This is a genomic window from Candidatus Paceibacterota bacterium, assembly GCA_041661265.1.
In the GTDB taxonomy this organism is placed as follows: Bacteria; Patescibacteriota; Minisyncoccia; order JAHIHE01; family JAGLIN01; genus JBAZUT01.
The window spans coordinates 171,262-193,941 of the sequence record JBAZUT010000003.1 but is presented as its reverse complement, the minus strand read 5'-3'; the positions used below and the strand labels follow the sequence as shown (position 1 = coordinate 193,941).

The following is a 22,680-nucleotide window of genomic DNA, read 5'->3' as shown; positions in this document are numbered from 1 at the left end:
ATTTATCATTAATAAAAGCTTATGTTGAAATTTGCCGCAATATGTCCCCATCCGCCCATCATCATCCCATCGATCGGAAGGGAGAATCTTTCGCTGGTGAGTGCCACCGTGCAGGCCATGAAAACACTGGCCAGAGAAGTCCGCGATCTCGGGCTTGAAACGATCGTTGTCATATCTCCGCACGGCCCATATCAGACGGATTTTATGACGATAATCGGGCAAGAAACACTGGAAGGAGATTTTTTGGATTTTGGAGCAGATGATATTTCGATGAAATTTGCGAATGATACCGATCTTGCTATGAGCATTAAAAATATATCTGATGCAAAAGGAGTGCCGGCCGAGATACTGGCAAGGGAGATCGTCTTGGACCATGGAAGCATGGTCCCGCTTTATTTTCTCACAAAGCATGTTTCTGATATGAAGATCGTTCCGGTCGCATTTTCCGAGCTTGATTACGGGAAGCATCTTGAATTCGGAAAAGCGATATATGAAGCTATTCAGAATACGGACCGCAAAGTGGGTTTGGTTGCAAGCGGAGATCTTTCGCATCGCCTGACGCCTGATGCGCCGGCGGGATATTCTCCGGCAGGGAAAAAATTCGACAGCATTATCGTTGAACTTTTGGAAGCCGGCAAAGCGGATGAAATTTTGAGAATCGATTCGAACCTGATCGAAGAGGCGGGAGAATGCGGACTGAGATCGATCATCATAGCTCTGGGCGCGCTTGCCAATTCCGAAAGTAAATTTCAAAAGCTGAGTTACGAAGGGCCTTTTGGCGTCGGTTATCTTGTCGGAAGGTTTCTGGTCTCTTAGCGGGAAATAAGACAGAATTAAAAAAGCCGGACTCTTAGCCGTCTTTTTTTGCATTCAGACTACAGAGCTGATTTACCTGTTTTTCCGAGAAGGAAATCTCTCTCGCCCCTCAGAACCGCCAATGCCCAGTTTCTTTTCGCGGGGAAAATGGCTATTTTTAATATTTGCTTTACGAAAAGATATATGCAGAATGGATACAATAATATCTTGTTCAATGTGCCGCCGTTTTTTTTTGCAAGATATAATCCGTTCCGGGTGTGGTAATAGATATAGCTTGGCGAGCCGGGCTTGGTCGATCTTGAAACTTTATGGTAGATCTTTGAACTCGGAACATAAATGCATTTGAATCCGGCGTTCCTTGCCCGGAGGCAGAAATCCGTGTCCTCATAGTATAAAAAATAGTCTTCCGAGAGTTTACCGATCTTTTCAAAAACGGATCTTTTTATGAGAAGACAGCACCCGGTGAGATAATCAACCTCGCGGATATTGTCATATTGGCCGTTGTCCAATTCATTGATCCCCATATGAGTCCCTTTTGTTTTGAGCCAGTCGATCTTTCCTCCGGCAAACCAGATCTTTTTCGGTTCGTCGTAATAGCATATCTTCGATTCCACCAGGCCGATCGCTTCGTCTGAATCCCCCGCTTCCACTAATTTCGACAAGAAAGCGCTTTCGACCGCGGTGTCATTGTTCAGAAGCAGGATATAGTCAGCCCCCTGTCTTAGCGAATATTCGATCCCTATATTGTTTCCTCCCGCAAAACCGTAATTTATTCCATTCTCTATGATCGTTATATATGGAAATGCCCTTTTTAAAATAGCCGCTGAATTATCAGTCGAACCATTATCAACAACGACTATTTCGTAATTTGCATAGTTATTCTTTTGAAGGGATAAGATACATTCTCTTGCATCGCTAAGGCCATTCCAGTTCAAGACAACAATGTAAACTTTTTTTTGCATTTCAGTAAGCCGTTAGGTCGTTAAAAGAATATTCCGTATATGACGAAACCTATTCCATACGCAAGGATCAGTAGCATGAGTCCGCCCAGCGCCCAATAAAATGTTTTCTTTGCCTGCATGGCTTTCTGCTCATTTCCGGTTGATGTCATGTATGTGATGCCTCCGATTATGAGCATGATGAGCGCTATTCCTCCCGCAACGGAGAGCGACCACTTAAAAACGTTTTCAATAAGATGCACAAAGTCGCTGACTTTTATTTTTCTTGTGACTGCCGTGATCGTCGACGCAGCCTCAGCTTTCTTTTGAATGAGAAAGACCATCAGAAATGCATAATAATATATGGAGAAGGAAATTAGTTTTACGCCCTTTCTTTCAATCGTTGTCATATGTTATTTTGTAAAAATATTATCAAGTATTACCAGGATCGAATATGATAAAAGCGATAATATCAGTCCGCCTAGTGTTATCATCACCATTTTTTTCGCTGAAGCCGCCTTCTGAGGATTTCCTGCTGAACCCATATACATGATGCCTGCTACTATAAGCATTATCATCGCAATGGCTCCGGCTACGGAAAGAAACCATTTCAAAAAATTAGCCACTATTTTTGCAAAATCGCTTGTGGCTATCGGGTTTGTCACTTTATAGGTCGTTGTTGCTGCATTAGCGGTATTTACAAGCGCGAATATTGAAAGCGTCGGAAGAATGCGACAAATTAAAGAAATCATAATGTTATTTGTTTTTGTCATAATTTATATTATGTAAACATATTATTTAATAATACGAGCATTGAATAGGATAATAACGCAATGATCAGGCCTGCCATGGCCATATAGACTTTTTTTGCTGAAGCCGCCTTCTGAGGATCTCCTGCTGATGTTATATGCATCATCCCTGCTATGATAAGCATTATCAATGCGATCGGACCGATCACGGAAAGCATCCAGTGTAATAAATTAACCAGCAACATCTGAAAATCCGTTGTTGATGTTGTCGGAGGAAGTTTATAGGTTGTGGTTAAGCAATGTGCATTGTCTGCGCCGATGATGCTAAAAACCAAAAGTACGAATATGATCCTATGCGTAATTGATCTCATATTAAATTTATTTTGCTTTTAACCGGTAAAAATACTGTCCAGTACTACGAGAATGGAGTATGACAGCAGGATTAATACTAGTCCGCCGATTATCCACAGCACGGATTTTTTCGCCTTTTTAGCCTTTTCAACATTGCCCATCGATGTCATATATGAAATACCTGCTATGATCAGCGCTAAAAAAGCGAATGATCCTACCACGGTAAGCAGCCATTTAAGAAAGTCAGTCAATATGATTTTGACGTCAGTTTTTTCAATTGGAGAAGTAAAATCGAATGTCGACAGAGTGGCATTGGTCTCTTGTGCAATACTGATCGCAAATACGATCAGTGAAAAATATATTTTTTTGTTCAGCTCCATTGAACTATCAATAATATTTAATAATTTCAACTCCAGGGTAATAGTGCGCGATCATGTTCTGCAAGGAGGTGCCGTTTTCTGCCATCTTGAGGGCTCCCACCGCACTCATACCGGCTCCATGACTCGATGCCATCTTGTTCCGGTCGTGAACGGTTCCATCTGGATCATTGGCGCCGCCGGAAAGATAGGAAAAGTCGCTGTTGCAATAAGTTTTGCTCAGAACATCACAGGCGCTTTTTGTAACGCCGCCCGAATCCGATGAATACGCCGCTACAATCGGTTTTCCGTTAAAGGTTATTATTTTTCCCGCAGTTTCTCTGCTTGCCAAAACTATCTTATCGGCTCTTATCTCGAAATTATATCCCTTATATGACTGATCATTGCCATTTCCATTTCTGCTGTTCTTCAGGTGGAAAGGTTCTCCGATGTGCTTGCCTCCCCTTTCAATATAATACATTGCATAAGTTCTTGCAATTATACTGAACGCCTTGAGATATTCGTTATGGCTTTCGCTCGTAGTTTCGGCTATTCCATTAACGTAATCTTCCAGAGGAAGCTCATTTACGATCCATAGCTTATCGGAAATATCCGAGTATTTGATTATAATATTACCTCTGAATCTGTTATCATTCACGGCATTGTTCCAGGATGGATCGTTATACGACACGACCTCAAGCACTGTATCTTTGCTTGATGGGGTGAATTTTACATAGGACGCGGAATTGAAATATGCTATTTCGGTCTGCTCGTTCGCGGATCTTTTTTCCGTTTTCTGGATAGTACCGTCTCCGTTCATATGATCCACTTTATACGGTCCGTTGGCCGTCATCCTTACACTTCCTTCCGTGATCGAGTATATTGCTATCTTTATGTCGGGATTAACCGGTTTGTTGGCGGAAGTGTTCGACGCGGGAGGCTCGGTTTTTTCCTGGCTGGTCAATGCATCCGCGCTTTTAGCCGGAGATTTGGCCGGAATGTATTGCGGTGTTGCATCCCTCTGGAACGCCTTGCCCGGATCAATCATCAGGGTTATTTCTTCTTTCGGCAGATCAATCACATCCTTCCATTTATATCCGGCTTTATTGAATTCAGCCAGGCTTTTAATGCCCAAAGCTTTTTGATCTTTTATGACATAGATGGCATCCTTTCCCTTTTCCCGGAGCAAAGTCTTATTCGGATACATTACGATCCCGCCATATGCATACGCTGCAAATTCATTGGCCGGAAGAGTCACGACATCCGTCCACTTGCTTCCGGTCTTTTCGAAAAGCGTTTGGGATGTGAATTCCCTGATCTTCCCGCCGTCGATTCTGTAAATGATCCCGGATCCTTCCTTTTTGATCAATGTTCCATCCGGATACTTTAAATTCTCTCCGGAAGGATATTCATTGATCTGGTCCGGTGGAAGCGGGAGTACGCTGTTCCATTTGTATCCGAGCTTTTCGAACATTAAAGCCGAAGATATCTTTCTCTTTGTGCCATTGTCGACAAGATAAATGTCCGATCCGTCCAATGGTCTGATCAATGTCCCATTTGGTTGCAGGACCCTTCCTGCATAGGAATAATTCTTGAACTCATCTGCCTTGATCGCGGTCACGTTCTTCCATTTATATCCGAGTTTCAGGAATAATTCAGCTGAAGGAAATATCCTGACACTGCCATTTGCGACGAGATAAACCGAAGGCCTGTTCTCTTGCTGTAGGAGCGTGCCGTCGGGGTATGTCATATTTTTTGCGCTCGGAAAATGGGAGAGTTCGACATCTTCGATCGTGATCACATTTTTTGTCTTGTATCCCAGCTTATTGAACAGGGTATCCGAGGTTATTTTTCTTTTCTGCTTATTTTCAATGAAATAGACATTGGGACTGGCGGCGGTTTTGACCAGGGATTTGTCCGGATACAGCATATCGCCTCCATCAAGATAAAGACCGATGTTTTCATCTAGTTCGATATTCTTCCATCTATATCCGAGGAACTCGAAAAGCTTTGCCGAGGTGAATCCTCTTTTCTTTCCGCTCTGAATAAGGTATACTTTCGAACTTGCGTCTTTGACCAATTTTCCGTCCGGTCCGTATTTGATGTTTTTCCCCTCTTTGTAAATATTCAGATCGCTTTTAAAAACGTATATGATCTTGGAATTATCGAATCCCATTTTTGAAAACTCTTCGCCTTTCATATTCAGATGTCTTTTCTCCTGTTTGTCGATATAATAAACCGCATTAGAACCGAATTCCTGCAATAGCGATCCATCGGGATATATCGTTGAATCCTTATATCTGAAAAGGTCCAATTGAGCTTCGGAAGCGGCTATGACATTTTTGTTCCTGTGTCCGCTTGGAAGCTCCCCTAACGAGTTAAATTTCAGCTTATAGCCTTCGTCGATGACGTATATCGACCGGTCGCCCGGAATCTGATAGGCGTATTTGTCGAATTCCGTCTTTTTGATGACGGCAGAATTCTGTATCTCGCTGAGTTTTGAATAAAGGTCATTTCCCGGGCATATCGTTGCCGAAAGGTCCCTGTGTCCGACGATCCCGTCTATATTTTTTCCATGGAATTCCGTCGTAGCGTTCAGGTCTATGTTATTCGCAGAAGCAAGCCAGCCGATCAGATTTTTCAGAGAATCCAGGATCGAATCCGTGACGGGGTGGGATGGTACGTTCTCGTTCTTGGAATTGAGATATCCTTGATACCTTCCGAGAACGGAAATGCCGATGCTGCCGACATTGAATCCTTTCACGTGTCCGCCGGTGCTCCCGTTCCCGCCGGCTCGGCCTTCATAAATATTCCCATTCGGATCTATGATGTAGTTGTATCCTATATCTCCGAATCCGACATACTCCCCATCATCGTCATACCAGGTTTTTTTTTCGCTGTGATAATCGAATATGCTTTCCACCATGTCGGTGTATTTACCGCTTCCGTCCGCATCGGGAGTGAGAGTGGAGCTGGCGGTGTGGTGAATTACGAATTTTTCCGCATTGCCGTATTCAACTGGCCAATCCGGGGTCGTTTTGCTTCCTCCCCAGACGGATCGGGGTATTATTTCAGGCGCGATAGAATTCGATGCATATGCGATGTTTTCGAACAAGGCAAAAAATACTGCTAGGAATAAAATAGCAGAATAGGGTAATTTCTTTGAATTTAATTTTGTAATAATCATATTTCTATGACCACATTATAGCATATTGTTCCGTTTGGCGCTATCGATAAAAAAAACAGCTCATCAGAAACAAGCCGCTTTTGTGATCATCTGTCTATATCCAATCCGTCCGCATAAGAGTTCAAGTCTATGTCCGGGATCACGACGATCTCTTCCCATTTATAGCCCCTCGACACGAAAACTCCGGCTGTCGTTATCCATCTTTTCATTCCGTTTTCAACAATATAAACCTCCGGTCCGCTGCCCTTAATGAGAGTGCCGTCGGGTTTCAGATTCTGGAAAGATATATCCTGACCTTCTGTATATGAACCGAGTTCGTTTTCCGACACAGTTATGATGTTTTCCCATTTATAGCCCCTCGACACGAAAACTCCGGCTGTCGTTATCCATCTTTTCATTCCGTTTTCAACAATATAAACCTCCGGTCCGCTGCCCTTAATGAGAGTGCCGTCGGGTTTCAGGTCTTTTGCATAAATATTTTCTCCTCTTTCAAAAAAGTCGAGTTCGTTAGAATTTATATAGGTTATGTTATTCCAGCTGTATCCGTTTGAAATAAAAGCCGCAGCGCTCGTGATCCACCTCTTCTTTCCGTCCTCGATCAGATATACTTCAGGATTTTTGTATGATTTTAGAATTGTGCCGTCGGGGTATAGTTCTCCGATGATCGTCTTAACGGAAATGGAAAATGAATATGATTCTATCTCGCTCCCGAATCCCTCTGTTTTTTTCTGGCTATTCGGCATCAATATGACGGAAGTGATATCTGTTCCGAAGTTTTTGACCAGTATTTTATTATCCTGATTCCTGTCAAGAATAGCTTTACTCACGGAAACAACCGCATCTCCGGACATGAGCGCATATGGAACAGCAAATTTACCCGAATTATCGCCGTTAAAGCTTATCTCGATATTCAAGCCCGTCAGGTTATTGGCCGGTTTTATTTCAAAATATCTCGAACTCCAGTCTTTAATGGAAGCTGATATGCTGACGGGAATATCGTCGTTGCCGATAAAATAGGTCTTTGTCGGTGCCAGATGGAAATTGTCATATGTAAGATTTGGATTAATGTATCCATATTTTCCGTCAAGATAATATCTGTTGTTCAGATAATTGGCCACGCTCCAATTCGAAAAAATATCGGAAAAAACACTGCTCGTGAAGCCATTTTCGCTGAGCGCCTTATTTATGCTTTCGATGCCGGCAGTATCATTGCCTATCATAGTCCTGAAGGTGTCGCCTCCGAAATGATCGGCGAGGTATTGAGAAAAGAGATTTACGGAAGAATAATCCTGGATCTTGTTCTGCCATTCCGTAAGCGAGTCAGTCTGATTTTGCATGAAATTCTCGACTCTGGCGCGAAGATTGCTTTTCTGATAGTCGTCATCATATCCTATCGCGGTCGATGCATATTCCGATCTGGATTCGTTCAGCCAGATGTCGTCATTGATATTTCTAAGTTTAGTTTTATGATACCACGTTATCATGTGCTGAAATTCATGGGCTATAAAACTTTCTATCCTGTCATTGCCTGCAAAAATTGCGTTCAGATAGAGCATTTCTCTCTCATTGCTTTTGTCATCGACGACATTTGATTTCGGATACTCGTCGTTGGGATTGAAATAACCGCCGACATTCTCTTTTGTTTTTGTGAAAAGTATTGTGATGTGTTCCATGTTGTCAATTCCGGGACTCCATTCATCCCCGAAGATATTGCGCATTCTGGGATATATCGTGTTATCAAAACTGGAAGCAAGATTTTCAAGGTCGGAATCGAATTTAACCTGTTCGGCATATCCAAGGGAATCGTAATATTCGTTTTCGACATAAAAAAAAGCGTAATTGCTGATCTTTCTCAGTGTCGTATCGATATTCGACCGGTTATTCGAGTCATATGAAGAATCGACGAGGAAATTAACTTTGTCATTAAGCGTGTCAGCTTTTGCGTATCCGGAAAATATAAAAGGTGAATAAATGAAAAAGGCACAAAAAAACAACATAAACGCATAAAACGATTTTAGTTGTTTTGTTTTTTTCTTGACCGCGTAAATATTTTGTTTTAATATCATCAAGTTTTTTTATGCTGCATTTTTCATTATCGATGAGCGGGTGATGGGAGTCGAACCCACGTCTCCAGCTTGGAAGGCTAGCATAATAAGCCGTTATACGACACCCGCAGATACTAGAACATTATATCAATTCCAGCCAAATTGGCAATACCCGGCCTTTAAAACGGCTTATTGGGTGTGATAGTGAAATCTTAGAGCCTGTCTGAGAAGTTTCTTTTGAGCAATAAAACTCAGGATTTCGAGCGAAAATTATAAAAAATGAGGAGGTTTAACTGATGTTAAGCTGACGAGTTTTGAATGATTTGCAGCCGAAATTATGAGTTTTTGGCCAAATATGAACTTTTCAGACAGGCTCTTAGTCTAGATCAGCGTTCTTTGTATTATCTCGCGTTCGATAACTTCTCTATCACGGCCATATTTAAGTGAAGAAAGCTCTTTAATTGCGCTTGCGATCTCGAGATTTGTCTTGAGCGGCGGGAATGTGGCCATATTAAATCCCCTGCTTATGGTTCCCGATATCATAAGTTTTACGTAGGCGTTGTAGTTGTCGATGTTGATAAGGTCCTGTTCATCAAATACGGGCATGAATTGTTTTGTCATAAATTCGGCGTCCTCGGGGCCGATCCTGAAAGAGATTATGCTTCCGACGTTTCCGAATACGGACTTTTGGATCTCTTCGGGAAGCTGGCCGAGGAATTGATGCGCTATGTTGAGGCACAATCGATATTTTCTCGCTTCAGAAAGTATGGTTGAAATGCTGTCGGTTGTGAAATTCTGGAACTCGTCGATATATAGATAGAAATCTTTTCTTTCTTCCTGCGGCATGTCGGTTCTGCTGAGCGATGAAACCAGTATTTTTCCGACAATAACAAGTCCCAAAAGATATGCGTTCATTTCTCCGATCCTTCCCTTTGAAAGGTTCACAAGAAGGATCTTGCGATTATCCATTATTTCTCTGAAATTTATGGAGCTTTTCTGCTGGCCGATGATCGGTCGCATTGTGTCGTTGGATATGAATTGTGTCAGCTTGCTTGTGATGTAGGGTACCATATTCGCAAGAGCCGCTTCCCCGCCGGCCTTTTCAGCTTCTTTTTGCCAGAAATTCTTGACGACATAATTCTTGCATTTCGATAATTTATATTTTCTGAACTCCGCATCCGCAAGAACTTTTGAGATTTCGATCAGCGTGGATCCTGAGGCGGGATCTTCCATGATAAGAAGCATCGCATTTCTCATATATTGCTCGAACATCGGTCCGCCTGTGGATTTCAGATCATATAATTTATCGAAGATCTTGATCATTTCATTGATGACAAACGTCTTTTGCTCGGGATAATTCGGATCATATTCAAGAAGGTTCAACCCCATCGGCTTCTGCATGTTTGACGGATCGAAAAGCACGACGTCCTCAGCTCTGTCTTTTGGAACCGAACCCAGTGCCTCTTCAACAAGATCGCCATGCGGGTCTATAAGACATATGCCGTCGCCATTTTTTATATCCTGCTTAATGAGTTCGCCGAGGAAAGCCGACTTTCCGGTTCCGGTCTGTCCGATGACGTACATGTGCCTTCTTCTGTCTTCGCGTCCGATCTTTATGATCGTGTCGATCCCTCTGTATGTATTGTGCCCCAATATCAATCCCTTTTCGACGATATTGTTCGGCGCCGGCGCCTGTTTTGATTTCAGCCAATTGACCTGAGGGGTCTGTGTCGACATGATCGGGAAATGATATATGCTGGCAAGCTCTTCCGTGTTGAGGATGATCTTCCGCGACTTGTCGAAATTTCTGAATATAAAATTATATATTGCCTGATTGAGACTTCCCCCCACAAGCTCGCTGATCTCGAATGAGTTGAGGTCCGGTGAACCGAATTGAGTGAATGAATTCTCAATCTCGTTCAGCGTCATTTTTGCTTCTTCAAGCGTAGGAGCTGATGTGACTATCCGTATATTGGTCATAAATCCGACCTTAGTCGCTTTCTCGGAAACGGCTTTCATCGTTTCTTCCTGAGAAGATGTAAGTTTTATCTGAAGTTCTTCCTGCTTTTTCTTTTCATCCTTCTTTGAGTCTGTTCCGGCAGCGATCTTTGCAAATTCGCCGATCGCTTTTACGGTCGAAGATTGTTTTTTTCCGCCGAATCCTCTGCCCTTTTGCATTTCTTTGATGAGCTCAGTGCTTTCCTGGTGCCAGAGATTATCTGTCGGTTTGATTATGATCTGTATGGCTGCGCCTTTTCCGACAGGGATCTTGCTGAGCGCATTGGTTATGCTTGAGATCGGATCGGCTTCGAGTCTTCTGTATGTTTTCAGAGGGAATGCGGTGGTTTTTTTGAGTTTCAAATAGCATCCTGCGCTTTTTCCGTTGGGAACGAATGAATTGTAGTCGTCGATCTTTTTGATCTCCGCGTCTGAATAAAAGCTATGTATCTGTTTTTCGATTATCGACTGGAACTTTTTCGGGCATGAAACATAGAAAAAAATTTCATTGCTGTCTATCGGCGTAGATATCTCGAAAGAAAGATAAAATGGGCCATAGATCAGCTTCTTCATAGACTCTTCCCTGATATTGCTCAAGCTTGCGAAAAGATGTTCCATTATGGAAATACTTTCCTTTTCCGCTTCGCCTGTTTCTTTCTGTTCTTTTTGGTTGTTTTTCGGCACAGCGATCCGGAGAACGGTCATATTCAGCGAGCGCGAAAGCTGTCCCGAGCTTTTCAAGTTTGAGATAAAGTAGACAAAAAAACAAAAAATAAAAAAAACAAAAAACAACACGGCAAAATCAAAAATGCCGACTGTAATGACCAGATCAATAAAATCGATTTCCATAGATTATGATTAGGCTAAGATGTTAATCGAAGATCATATTTCTTTCAATTTTCCTTTTTTTACGAGTTCGTCGTGAAGTTCTCCCACCAGTTTATCATGAAGTTCATCAAGAAGATACGGGCTGTTCAGTCCGCGCGCGACTTTTATGCTATATTGGATCCCTTTTTCAAAAGCCAACGTCGTTAGGATCTTGACCTGACGCGAAACATCAAGGTCCTTTATTTTGCTTATGTCCGTGCTGATCTCGGCAGTTTTGTCCTCGTCGCTCGTAAGCGCGGGTTTTGTCTGCGCTTGCGTAGCGGTCTGAACGTTTGACAATTCAGCCTCGTTCACGTTTTCTTTCGATATTTCAGCTTCCTTTTTTCCGGCAGGACCTTTTTCAAGAGCCTGTTTTTTTTCCTGCAATTGCTTTTCCAAAAGCTCGATCTCTGATTTGATGCTCATTTCGTGATTTGTTTCGGTCATGGGATTATGTTACGTATATCAAAACTAAAATATGGGGTCAAAATTACTTCTGGCCTTTCTTCTTTAGGCCCCAGGAGGCCCAATTGGGGATCTTCTTCCCCCAGATCGATTCCATGGCATCATCGATCTTTTCGCTGTTCGTCAGCAAAAGAAATATGCCTGCGAGACCCACGGAACCTGATATCGACGCCAGACTTCCGACTGCTTTTGCGCCCAACGCTATAGTCGGCTTCATCAGCGGAGCCAATGCTCCCGTGCCAAGCTTTGCAATTTCCGGCGCGCCGAGAAATTTTACAAGATATGGAGATAGTAAGATTCCGGCGGCTAAGGCGGCGGTAATAAGCGCAAGTCCAGTTTTTGGATGATCTTTTATAAACTGTGCCCATTTCGCAAGTACTTCCGATTCGCCTTTTTCTATGCTTGCAAGGTCGCTTTCAAGGTCCCCGCCAAGCGTCTCCAGCTGATTCATGGAAATATTATGTTTTGCATGGGAGTCATGCAGGGATTCCACTCCTCCCTTGAGGTATTTGATCCAATATTCATAATATTCTATGTGCAGCTTGTCCGTATATATATTTTTCAGTGAAGAAATGGTGTTTTTTAATGTTCTCGCACCCTCCTGGTCAACGCCTTCGGTATTTCTGATCTTTTCTATATCTTCTTCCATCTTTGTAAATTCGTCATATCTGTCTTTGAGCTGTTTTTCCAGTTCCTTGATATGTTCCTCAGCATCTTCAGCTTTATCACTAAGTTCTATTCCCGAGCTTTTGATCTTTTCCAGCCTCTCGTTGATATCCTTGTCTTTCTCTTCCTTGCTTTTTTCATTGAATGCATTTATTTCTTCCACGTCTTTATCTACCGACTCATTTACTTCCGCGCCTTTGGCTGTAAGGCCCTTTCCGACAGCTTCTTGGTACATCATGACCATGGCGACCTCTTCCTCGCTTATATCCTCTCCGTTCCTTTGCTTTAAAATGATCTTCTCGCATTTATCAAACAAGATCTTTTCTTCCTCGACCGAAAGCATCTCATTGTTTTTGATCTTTTCTTTGATCGGATCAGCTCCTGATTCAGGGCTCTCATTTGTTTCATCGGTCACATCTTCCGTGTCAGGCTCATTGTCATGCTCGTTTCCCGGACCTGCTTGTTTTATGTCGTTATCTATCTTATTGATCAATCCGACAATTTCCCGGAGAGTAGGATTTTCTTTGAATATCGCGGTTCTTTCATCCTCATTCGCGCTGCCGTACAATTTCTCGTATGACGCGATCAATTTATCAAGCACTCTCTTCTTTTCCGGGGCATCCAGTTTTGCGGAATCAAGGGTGGTCAATAATTTTTTTATCGTTGCTTCATCCATCGATTCAGCTTCCTGCCCGGTTTCATTTGTTTCTTCAAGTCTATCTAAGTCCATGTCGCGAGTTGATTCCGCGGATCTGCGATCATTTTGGATGGTTTCCGCTTCGCCGCGAAATTCACTTGCTTTTGGATCGCTTTCCGCTTCCAGGGCGGCAATTCTGTTTTCGGTCATGCTCTCGCCGCTTGTAACCATGTCGGTTTCTTCCCTCGTTTTTTCGGTCTCAACAGCTAAAACCTCCCCGCCTGATTCGTTTTCGACGCCGATCTCTTTCGCCTCCTTCTTATTAATATTCGTTTCATCAAGAGTATCCTCTGGTTTTGCCATATATTTTACAATGATAAATTATAAATTCCTGATCTTATTCCGGACCTGTTCGATCTTCTTGTTATCCGAATGCCTGCCTATTTTCTCGATAAGATCGGACTGCCGTTTTATTATATCTCTCATTTTGGCGTGAAATGCGCCATAGATCTCTTTGATCTTTTTTATTTTTTCGCTATTGTTCATTGTTGCTTAAGTTAATCTTTGAACTCAAAATATCGTTCTTGGTCTTTGCAAGTTCTTCTTCAAATATGGTCTTTGCATTCGGATTCTTTAAAATGAGGAAATCTTCTATTTTTTCAAATTCATTTTTGGGGATGTTGCTGAACTCTCCGACTTCGACGTCGTTTAAGCTTTCAATTATTCTGATGCTGGCCCTCTTGCTGATAAGTTCAAGCGTCATAGTCAAGATCTCATTTCTTTTTTCGACTGAAAGAAACCGAAGGCCCAGGGAGTCTATTATATCCTCGATCATTTTATCGTCTATAAGTTTCATAATTTTAGTTAATTGATTATTTGGTGGCTATTTTTTCCGCGTTTTGGATTTGTTTTTCGATGTTTTCTTGGGCTTGTCTCCAACAGCAGCTTTTTTTGACGTGATCAGTCCGTCGATTTTCTCCAAAACCGCTCTAAGGTATTTCTTTGCATTGTCATCTTCGATTTTTTCTATCTCGTCCCTTATTTTATCTCTTGTATATTTTCTTATATTTTTGTTCCTCTTGGAGTCGTTGGCAAGATCGTCCAAAACCAAATAGCATGATTCTATGGCCTTATGATCCTTTATTTGAGGTTTAAGCTCCGTTTTAAATTTTTCAACAGCCTCGATCAATTCATCAGCATCTTCACTGTCCTTGATCGCCCTGATCTCTTTTCCTGTGAACATCTTTTTCAGCAGAGTCTTTTCTTCTTTCTCATTATCATTGTCGGCAGGTTCGTCTGAATATTTTGTTTCATGATATGTTTGGCTCGCAAATTCAATGAACTTTTCAAGGCTTTCCTTGAAATCCTTCAGTTCATCCGGCAGTCTTTTTATAAGATTTTTGTGCTGCTCTACTTTGTCGTTGAATCCTTTTTTGTCCTGCTCCCTATCTTTCATTTTCTCTTCAGTCTTTTTCTTTCTGACGCATTCATTGTACCAATTAAGGTCTATATTGAATACATTCACAATGTCATTCTTCGCTTTATCTTCCAAACCCTCAAAATAGGACGTTTTTTGCGACATCTCATTGAATTTGGTTTTCAATGCTTTTGATGTCTTGTCAAAACTTGCCATATCTTTGATATTTGTCATATCCAGATCCTTGCTTTTTAACTCATTCAGTTCCCTCAGGAGATCCTTAAAGCTTTCCTTGTCCGCGGCTTTTTCCTGAATGCTGACGATATCTTCTTTTTTGACCGTTTTTTCCGTTTTGGCTTTATCGTTTGCAGCCAAGATCTTATTGTCTTCGACATTCTCGATGACCCAATCAGTTCCGATCTTGCCGTCAACCATGACCCTAATCTTGTCGCCTTTTTTGAATTTACCTTTTTCGGTTATGCTGTTCCATTTCATCAGATCTTTTTCTTTGAATTCTTTCATGGCCCTGTTCTCTTTTTCGACGATAACCTTATTACCTTCGATTTTCACGATCTTCCATTTTTCACTTATACCTTTTTTCTCTTTTATGCTCACGGTCGCTCCCTCTTTGATGCCTTCTTCTCTTTTCTTTTCCTGCTCTGTTTTTGCTTCGAGATTCGGATAAGTATAATTCTTTATGATCGGGATATGTTTTGCGGCGCGCAAAATGCCGTCTGCGATTGCGCCATATACCCCACGTCTTCCCTCATCCATCTGGGATATTTTTTCGTTGCAGGAACGAATGGAGCTTCTCAATTTCTCATGAAGAAAAAGATCCACTTTACTGGCTTTTATGCGCCGATCCAGAACTTTCATTGCTTCCTCATGCGATAGGGATGGGAGGTCGATCTTGTACAGGTCTGCGTTCTGTATCGCAGATATGCCGATCTCGGAGATCGTAACCTCGTCTTTTGCCATGAACATCGATTTGTATTGTGAGGTTTCTTTTTCGCTCAATTTCTCGCCTCTGCTGACCTTGTCCTTGATCTTCTGTATTTGTTCGTCGCTATTGATCTTTGAAAGTTCAACTTTTCTTTTTTCAAGGAATTCTCCCATTTTTTTCATGTTTTCAACGATTTCCCCATAGGTTTGAGGCCCTTCCTTTTTCTCATCTTTCCCGGTCTTAACTCCCTTTAATTCTTTCAGCTCGCTTTTCAGCTTATTCAGTTTCTCGTCCTTTTCTGTTTCGCCGCCGTTTAACTGCAGTTCATATTCTCTCAGCTTGATCTCTTCTTCTTTATCCTTTATTCTCTTTGCTTCTTCCATAAGCTTATCGTCCTGCCAGCCGGCCAATTCGCCAAGGGTCGTTTCAAGAATCTCTCCGTTTTTATCGTTTTGAACTTCGGCATTTTTGCCGTCGATCTTTGTCACGATCCATCCATCGCGGACCTGTCCGTCTTTTTCTTTCATTCTTATTTTATCTCCGACGTTTAATTCAATTCTGCGTTCTGATCTGATATTTTCGATCGCTGCAAATAACGCCACGATATACGATTTTGCCGTAGCGTCTTTGGCGGAATCGGTTACTATATTCCTGAAGTCCGGCGAGTTTACGTCATTCTTGAGCTTTCCGCCTTTCTCATCTGCAATTTGAGAGAATATGTTCTCCATGACATCTTTCAGTTTCTTGATGTTGGCGATATCCTTTCCGTCAAAGCCCTTGGCTTCGATATTCCTGATTCCATCGCTCAGCTCTTTTACGGTTTTTGCATTTTTGATGTTTTCAATCTCTTGTGTTTCGGATGTCCGTTCGATCTGTATCATGTTTTTATTCAGATCCTTAATTCCCGCGTTTATTTTTTTGTATCCCTTGCTGATCAATATCTTTTCCAATTCGCTTTTCCTGATCTGCAGATTATCTATATACACGGAAAGCCTCGAATGGTCTTCTTCGGATATGTTTTCAGTATTTTTCAGGTAGTCGATGGTTTCGTCGATCTTTTCCTGAAGAGCATCAGTATCGGTTTCTTTCTTGATATCTTCATCGCTCATTGTTTCGATCTCTGCTGTTTCGTTTGTTGTTTCCTTTGGAGTTTCGGCAGGTCTCGCGCTGGGATTTTCGTTTATTTCGTTTATCCTATTTTCAAGTTTTTGCTGATATAGCCCATAGTCACTGAACTCCGAACTGAACCAGTCTTCCTGGCTTTTGTTTGTCTTTATGTAATTCAGATAAATTTCAGTTCTGGACAGTTCTTCCTGCAGGCTCTTCATATCAAGCGCGTTAATTTCTTCGTTGGAAGCGATCCTATGCTTCTTGACTTCGATCCTTCCTTCCCTCGTCCGCTTGTCGTGTTCAGAGGTTAGAATATTCAGATATCCGGCAAACACCAAAAACTCATCAGTGGTCTTCAGTGTTTCAAAATCTTTGCCGGATTCGAGCTCTTCGTATTTTGCAAATGCTTCGCCTCCCGCGCTCATAAACTCATCATTGGTCATTTTTCCGACATCCTCGGCTGTCTTGATTTTTATGCCTAAAAGACTTCCATTCTCCTGTTCTTTGCTTTGCTTTTGTTCTTCCCCTTCTTTTATTGGCTCCGCTTTTGCAATTTCTTCTTTTTTGCCTTCCAGCTCTTCTAAAAGTTTTCTAAAAATATTTGACTGAATTGCAAGACCTGTTTTTTTATTCTCGTCATTATCTTCCAATTCGGTGCCATCCAAAACAGAGCTGTCTAAATTTTCCAAACTCTCTTTTAAGGATTTGATTATATCTTCCTTTTTTCTATTGCCAGAAGATTCGTTATATGTCTTTTTTATTTCTTCGCTTTTTTTCATAAAATCATCTTCAACACTTATCCACTTCTCAAACATCTTAATTGATTTATTCAATTCTTCATTTCTAATATTTTCTGCCGTTTTACGATTATTTTCATTCTGGTCAAGCCCATATTCCAATAAATCTTCTTTAAAAAATGGATGAGAAGTAAAATATTCAAGATTTTCTATTATTCTTTTAATATTCCAATCTGGGTGATTTTCACATCCATCTATTACACTTTCATACCATTTCCATTTCTTTCTTATATCTTCAAATTTTTCAGTTTCTGTTTTTTCCGCTTTATTGTCTTCTTTCGGTTTTGGTTCATTTTTCACGATCTCCTCGCATTTCACAATGAGTTCCTGCAGTTTATTTTTTGCATTTTCGTTTGTGCACTTGTCGATTTGCATTTTTGCAGATTCCAAGTGGCCCAAGCTTTTGTTTTGTAGAAACAACAAAAGATCTGTTGAAATCTCGCGTTCTGTCCGCAGATTGCTTTCTTCGAGTTTTTTTCCAAATTCAAACAGGCGATTTGATAAATCTTCTTTATCGCTGATATTTTCAAAATCAAAACGTTCGATGGATAAGTTATCATCGTTAGATTCGGCGCCCGAAATAGGTTCGATGGGTATTTGTTCCATAGTTTTTTCATTATTATTAACGCTCGAGTTAGGCTCAAGATCGATTTCCTTAAAACATTTTAAAAATTCATCAATTTCTGAATCATTATCTGAAATGATTGACCTGCTCAGTTGTTTGCCGTCACTGTCAACTTCAATCAGGCTGATCTGATTATTCTGTCGTTCCGCAATTCTGATATAATCACCTTTTTTATAAAAATCAAAATAAGGATTAATGCACTCATATGTTTGTCCGATTTTGATATTCTCTTGGGGTGCTTGCTGTTCTTTTTTGGGATCGTCGGGACGTTTGAATCCTCCGCGTTTTCTGATGGTATCTTCAACGAGATCAGCAGACCCTGTTCCTGACATATAGTCAAAACTGTCGGTAACCCTTGCCGATCTTAGAATTTCTCCGATCTTTTTTATTTTATCTTTTTCGGAATCATCAAACGCGCTTATTGTTTCCGGCCTGTCTATTTTTTTATATAAAGAATCAAGCTTGGAGTTAACCGCAGAAAGATCCGCATCGATTCTCCGGATCTCTTCTTTGTCTTTGGCGTTACTCCTTTGCTTGATCAGGTCTCCTCTTTCGGCAAAGAGATCTGTCAATTCATTGAACATGCGCAATCGGTCTTCGTCAGTTATTTTTTCAATTTTTCCGCCGCTCAGGTCAATTGCAATCGTAAATTCTTTATCCATTGAATCTTTTTTGCTGAATACTATCTCTGCTGTCGATTTATCCTTGTTTGATTCGATCCGGTAATCAAAATTTTGCAATTCTTCCGGTTTAAGTCCGGCAATTTTCATTATTTCCGCTACAATTTCATGGTGGTTGCCTTCTTCAAGGATTGGCTTTAGTGCTTCAAGATTATCGTTATTTTTCAAATCCAAGTCGATATGCTTTGGAATTTCAAGTTTTTCACTCGGCGGCATTTTCGTGTCGTCGCCAATCCCACCGATACCCAGTTTTTTCTGAAGCAGATCCCTTCTGTATGCGCCGATCGCAATCATTGCTTTTGAAAGTTTCTTCTCAACATCAGACTTTATCTCCTGATCTTCTTCAAATGCAACATCGATCTTGTTTATTTTAAGAAAATTTTCAACTTCATTTAATTTGTTTTCCAGTTGTTGATTGTCCAAACCGTCAACCGCGACCATTTCCGGAAATGTCAGCTCTAAAAGCTTACTCTTGAGTTTTTCAGCTTCAGATTTACTCTCGCTGCTGATTTGATCTTCATTCTTTTTCGCTTCACCCAATTCTTTTTGAGTTGCTTTGGCATTTTCCAGTTTCTGAATATTTTGTGATCCTCTGGAGTCCAATTTCTCAACAGTTTTATCTGTTTCACCCAATATCGTGCTTGCAACCAAGCTGATATCTTCCATGCTGCTTCCGAAATATTCTGCGCCAGTTTCTTTGTCGTCGCCCTGCTCTTCAATTTCTTTTTTATCAGTTGAGCTTTCTTCCTGATGCTTGCCCAAAGTTGCAGATATAACATTAATTTTATTTGTCAGCTCCGTAATGTTTCTTTTTATTTCTTTTTTATCTTGTTTTGCCCTGTTCTTGCCCTCCCTGGTGGTTATTTCGTTTCCCTCTTTGTCTTTGCCATTGATCAAATAATCATATATGGTTTCTAATTTTTCTTTTTCAGTTTCAAAACGTTTTAGCTGTTCAGCTGAACTCTTAGGGTCTTCATTTCCTCGAAATTCCATAGATTTGAATTTAGGGGTAAATATTGACTTTTCATTATACCACAATATCCCAACTTAGTCAATATGGAGGAAGTTTCAATATTTCTTTTAAAAAATAATCATTTTTTTGTTGTAGGCGCGTTTCTGTCCGGTTTTCCGGCCTTAGTGAATTCGGTCTTTGTCTGGTATCTGTGCGCATCGGATTCTCCGGTTACGGCCATTCTGAACTTGTTCAGGTCTCTTTTTGAAAATTCCTTTCTCATGCCTTTGATGTCAAGGGTCTTTGATGCCTGCTTGAATCGCGACCCGGAAAAATTTTTACTCTTGAATTTTCTCGCAAACAACACGAAATCTCTCTTCTTGAGAAGTGTCTTGCTCGGATTGTATGCTGCCAAAGCATCTATGAGATCCCTTCTTTTGTCAGTATTGATATGGGCTTTCTTTAGTGCCCTATCTATTTTTACGGCTCCGGAACCGCTGAAACCGAACATTTTATTATGTCTGAACAGTTTTTTCTCCGTTGAAAATTCTTTTTTGACCCTTGATACCGACTGTCCTCCGATTTTTATTGCGCCATCCTTCGATGATTCTTTCCCCTCAGTGCCTTTTTCATCATCTTCCTTTCCTTTTATGGAACGTTCCTTACGCAATCTTTCCAGTTCTTCTTTCTTTCTGTCCTCGCGTTCTTTTCTCGCCTTCTCCAATTCTTCAATGTCTTTGAAATATGCATCATCCGAACTGCTGTTTTTTTGTTCACTTTCTTCTGCCTCATCCGTAACTTCGGAAGAATCGCTTGGCCGTTTTTTAATATTATCATCGTTCATAGAAGATCTTATATATAAAATATATGCTTAATTATAACATTTATTTCAATAAATAACAATTTTATCATATTTCTGAAATGCCTGCGTTGCATCTTTTCGGATCAATGAACAAGTAGTTCTGTCAAGTCTCGGCAAAACGGAGTGCGGCATCGGAAAGTTTAACTTTGGATGTCCGCGGAACAAGCCTTTGGCGCGCTATTTGTAGAATATTTTATTATCCGATTTGAGATAGATGTATTTTAGCGCGCTAATCTTGTCTTTATCGACGCTTTCGTTCAAAAAAGACGTCAGATAATCAGTTTGCAGGTCCGGGCTCGCCGAAGAGTCGAAATATAAGCGGGTATTTTTGTCGGTGTATGCTATAATTTCTCTCGTTTCCACTCCTTTTGTTTTGTAATATTTGATCTGCAGGCTGGTTTTTTTTGCGATCAACCTGTCGAGATCATCCAGGAATTGGACGAACTTGGCATCTGCAACGCGATCACCGATGTTTATGGGAGTTTCAACTGCAGTTTCAGGTTCTCTTTTTGCCTCATCGGGTTTGTTTTCCGCGGAAGGGTCTGTAGTCGATATGGTTGCTTTTTCGGGGGCATTTGCGGCTTTATCCGGTTGTTCATCTCCTATCTCCTCTTCGATCTCTTTTTGTTCGAATATCTTGATCGGTTTGTCTTTCAGTTTCAATTCTTCTTTAGCGTTCGCAAGCGCGACAGAATTCCCGTCCAGATAAAAACAGTTTTCCGGTCTGCACCAAATGATCCTCGATCCCTTTTCCTTGACATCAATGGTCAGCGAGTTGTATGAACTTTTTTTTATTTCCACTTTTTCAAGCATGGGATATCTGTCGACAAGGAAAGATCTTATGGAGTTTTCATCTGCAATAAAAAAATTATCCGAGGGGATGACACCGATCAATTTTATTGAAATGCTTTCCTCGGTTGATCTTATCAGATCGCCTTTTTTCAGATTGACGTTATTTTCAATAACAATGTTCTTGATCTTGAAGAATCCCGAAAAGAAAAAGAAATAGGAAAAAAGGAGAAGTAGAAATAACACAGATACCATCTTGTAATTGATGGTGCTTCTTTTTTTGCTGAAATAGTGAAAATTGCGGTTCTTAAGATAGATCGGTGTTTTGAACCGTCCGGAAGGCCGTCTTTTTTTTCTGAATATGAACATTGTAGTAGGCAAATTAAAGCTCAAATAATCAATATCCGCGTTTCAACTTTCTCATGTGTTCAACGAAATAGTTGATGATATATTTTTTTCTCAGAACAAAGTCCTGGCAATGGACCAATTCTTTTTTATATCCCCCGAAACCTTGTTTGAAATTCGAAAGCCCTGTCCATGGATGCTTGGGTTTGTTCTCGACGATGCCATAAAAATTAAATATCGTACACCCCCTGCCCTTTGCCTCTTTGATCGCATTCCAGAGTACGAGGTATGACGCAGGAACCTTATAATATTTCGAGGAAGAAGCGCCATGGTGATAGAATGCTTCATTTCCATAAAAAACGATTATAGCCGATGAGATAATTTCCTCATTATAAACCGCCGAAAATATGGACACCTGTCCGTCTTTTTTGAAAAGATCCACTTCTTTTTGTATATAGTCGAAGGAGAATGGAACGAATTTATGGCGTCTTACGGTTTCCATGTGTATATCATAGAATGCTTTCAGATATTTTTCATCGGTTCCTTGAATTATTTTTACGCCTTCTTTTTCAGCTCTTCTTATGAGGTTGCGATGCGTCTTGCGCATGCCCTTCATGATCTCATCCTCGTTTTTAGATATATCCAAAAGCCAGGTCATCTCCGGATGCATCATGTGGATTGGCGCATCTTTGAACCCGGCGGATTTGAATATCTCGAGATTCTGTTCATTATTTTCAAGGATCGGACTTATTCGTATAAAATCAACCCTTTCTCGCTTTCCTAATTGTTTCAAATATTCAAAAAAAGTGTTCCACAATTTTTCATTTTTAATTTTCATTTTTAAATTATTTTCGATCGGTCCGTGCGGGATGAACAAGAAGGATCCTCTTTTTGCATTTATTCTGATGACCAGAAAAGCCGATCGCAGAATATTGTCTTCATAGATCCCAAATCTCCATATCCTATCGCCTGTGTTCCTGTTTATTTCTCCCCAGTTCCAGCTTTGCAGGAATGTATCGGGACTTTCGTTTAGGATGAATTTTTCCCATTCTTCCTTGTTTGATATTTCTCTTATTTCCATGATT

General features: G+C 40.9%; 17 protein-coding genes and 1 tRNA gene. 1 reads left to right on the top strand and 17 read right to left on the bottom strand.

Annotated elements, in window-relative coordinates; all coding sequences use genetic code 11:
• The first annotated feature begins 21 nt into the window (after positions 1–21).
• Positions 22–816 (top strand): AmmeMemoRadiSam system protein B, encoded by a 795-nt coding sequence (gene amrB, locus WC788_03695; protein MFA6096701.1) that lies wholly within the window; start codon positions 22–24, stop codon positions 814–816.
• 59 nt (positions 817–875) lie between these two features.
• Here amrB and WC788_03690 read toward each other — a convergent pair whose 3' ends face one another.
• The 17 genes from WC788_03690 to WC788_03610 form a co-directional block, all read right to left on the bottom strand.
• Positions 876–1,778, bottom strand: a complete 903-nt coding sequence (locus WC788_03690) for a glycosyltransferase family 2 protein (protein ID MFA6096700.1) — start codon at positions 1,776–1,778, stop codon at positions 876–878.
• A 20-nt stretch (positions 1,779–1,798) separates the two neighbouring features.
• Positions 1,799–2,164 (bottom strand): hypothetical protein, encoded by a 366-nt coding sequence (locus WC788_03685; GenBank protein MFA6096699.1) that lies wholly within the window; start codon positions 2,162–2,164, stop codon positions 1,799–1,801.
• A 3-nt stretch (positions 2,165–2,167) separates the two neighbouring features.
• Complete coding sequence (locus WC788_03680; protein MFA6096698.1) at positions 2,168–2,527, bottom strand: hypothetical protein; 360 nt, start codon at positions 2,525–2,527, stop codon at positions 2,168–2,170.
• An 8-nt stretch (positions 2,528–2,535) separates the two neighbouring features.
• Positions 2,536–2,874 carry a hypothetical protein gene (locus tag WC788_03675; GenBank protein MFA6096697.1) on the bottom strand — a complete coding sequence of 113 codons (339 nt, stop codon included), beginning with the start codon at positions 2,872–2,874 and terminating at the stop codon, positions 2,536–2,538.
• A gap of 18 nt (positions 2,875–2,892) precedes the next feature.
• Positions 2,893–3,234, bottom strand: a complete 342-nt coding sequence (locus WC788_03670; protein ID MFA6096696.1) for a hypothetical protein — start codon at positions 3,232–3,234, stop codon at positions 2,893–2,895.
• A 7-nt stretch (positions 3,235–3,241) separates the two neighbouring features.
• Complete coding sequence (locus WC788_03665) at positions 3,242–6,325, bottom strand: N-acetylmuramoyl-L-alanine amidase (protein ID MFA6096695.1); 3,084 nt, start codon at positions 6,323–6,325, stop codon at positions 3,242–3,244.
• A gap of 158 nt (positions 6,326–6,483) precedes the next feature.
• Entirely contained in the window at positions 6,484–8,463 is a 1,980-nt protein-coding gene (locus WC788_03660; GenBank protein ID MFA6096694.1) for a hypothetical protein, read from the bottom strand.
• A gap of 35 nt (positions 8,464–8,498) precedes the next feature.
• A tRNA-Gly gene (locus WC788_03655) sits at positions 8,499–8,571 on the bottom strand.
• A 252-nt stretch (positions 8,572–8,823) separates the two neighbouring features.
• Positions 8,824–11,289 (bottom strand): DUF87 domain-containing protein, encoded by a 2,466-nt coding sequence (locus tag WC788_03650; GenBank protein MFA6096693.1) that lies wholly within the window; start codon positions 11,287–11,289, stop codon positions 8,824–8,826.
• Between the two features lie 33 nt (positions 11,290–11,322).
• On the bottom strand, positions 11,323–11,754 hold the full coding sequence (locus tag WC788_03645) for a hypothetical protein (GenBank protein ID MFA6096692.1): 432 nt from the start codon (positions 11,752–11,754) through the stop codon (positions 11,323–11,325).
• Between the two features lie 43 nt (positions 11,755–11,797).
• Positions 11,798–13,438 (bottom strand): hypothetical protein, encoded by a 1,641-nt coding sequence (locus WC788_03640; protein ID MFA6096691.1) that lies wholly within the window; start codon positions 13,436–13,438, stop codon positions 11,798–11,800.
• A gap of 18 nt (positions 13,439–13,456) precedes the next feature.
• Positions 13,457–13,621 carry a hypothetical protein gene (locus WC788_03635; GenBank protein MFA6096690.1) on the bottom strand — a complete coding sequence of 55 codons (165 nt, stop codon included), beginning with the start codon at positions 13,619–13,621 and terminating at the stop codon, positions 13,457–13,459.
• Positions 13,611–13,931, bottom strand: coding sequence for a hypothetical protein (locus WC788_03630; protein MFA6096689.1), 321 nt, complete (start codon positions 13,929–13,931; stop codon positions 13,611–13,613). Before WC788_03630 ends, WC788_03635 begins: the two co-directional genes overlap by 11 nt.
• Positions 13,932–13,958: 27 nt before the next feature.
• Complete coding sequence (locus WC788_03625; GenBank protein MFA6096688.1) at positions 13,959–19,640, bottom strand: hypothetical protein; 5,682 nt, start codon at positions 19,638–19,640, stop codon at positions 13,959–13,961.
• A 98-nt stretch (positions 19,641–19,738) separates the two neighbouring features.
• Complete coding sequence (locus WC788_03620) at positions 19,739–20,443, bottom strand: hypothetical protein (protein MFA6096687.1); 705 nt, start codon at positions 20,441–20,443, stop codon at positions 19,739–19,741.
• 195 nt (positions 20,444–20,638) lie between these two features.
• Positions 20,639–21,631, bottom strand: a complete 993-nt coding sequence (locus WC788_03615) for a hypothetical protein (GenBank protein MFA6096686.1) — start codon at positions 21,629–21,631, stop codon at positions 20,639–20,641.
• Between the two features lie 16 nt (positions 21,632–21,647).
• Positions 21,648–22,676: a peptidoglycan bridge formation glycyltransferase FemA/FemB family protein gene (locus WC788_03610; GenBank protein MFA6096685.1), complete on the bottom strand. Its 1,029-nt coding sequence runs from the start codon at positions 22,674–22,676 to the stop codon at positions 21,648–21,650.
• Positions 22,677–22,680: the final 4 nt, after the last annotated feature.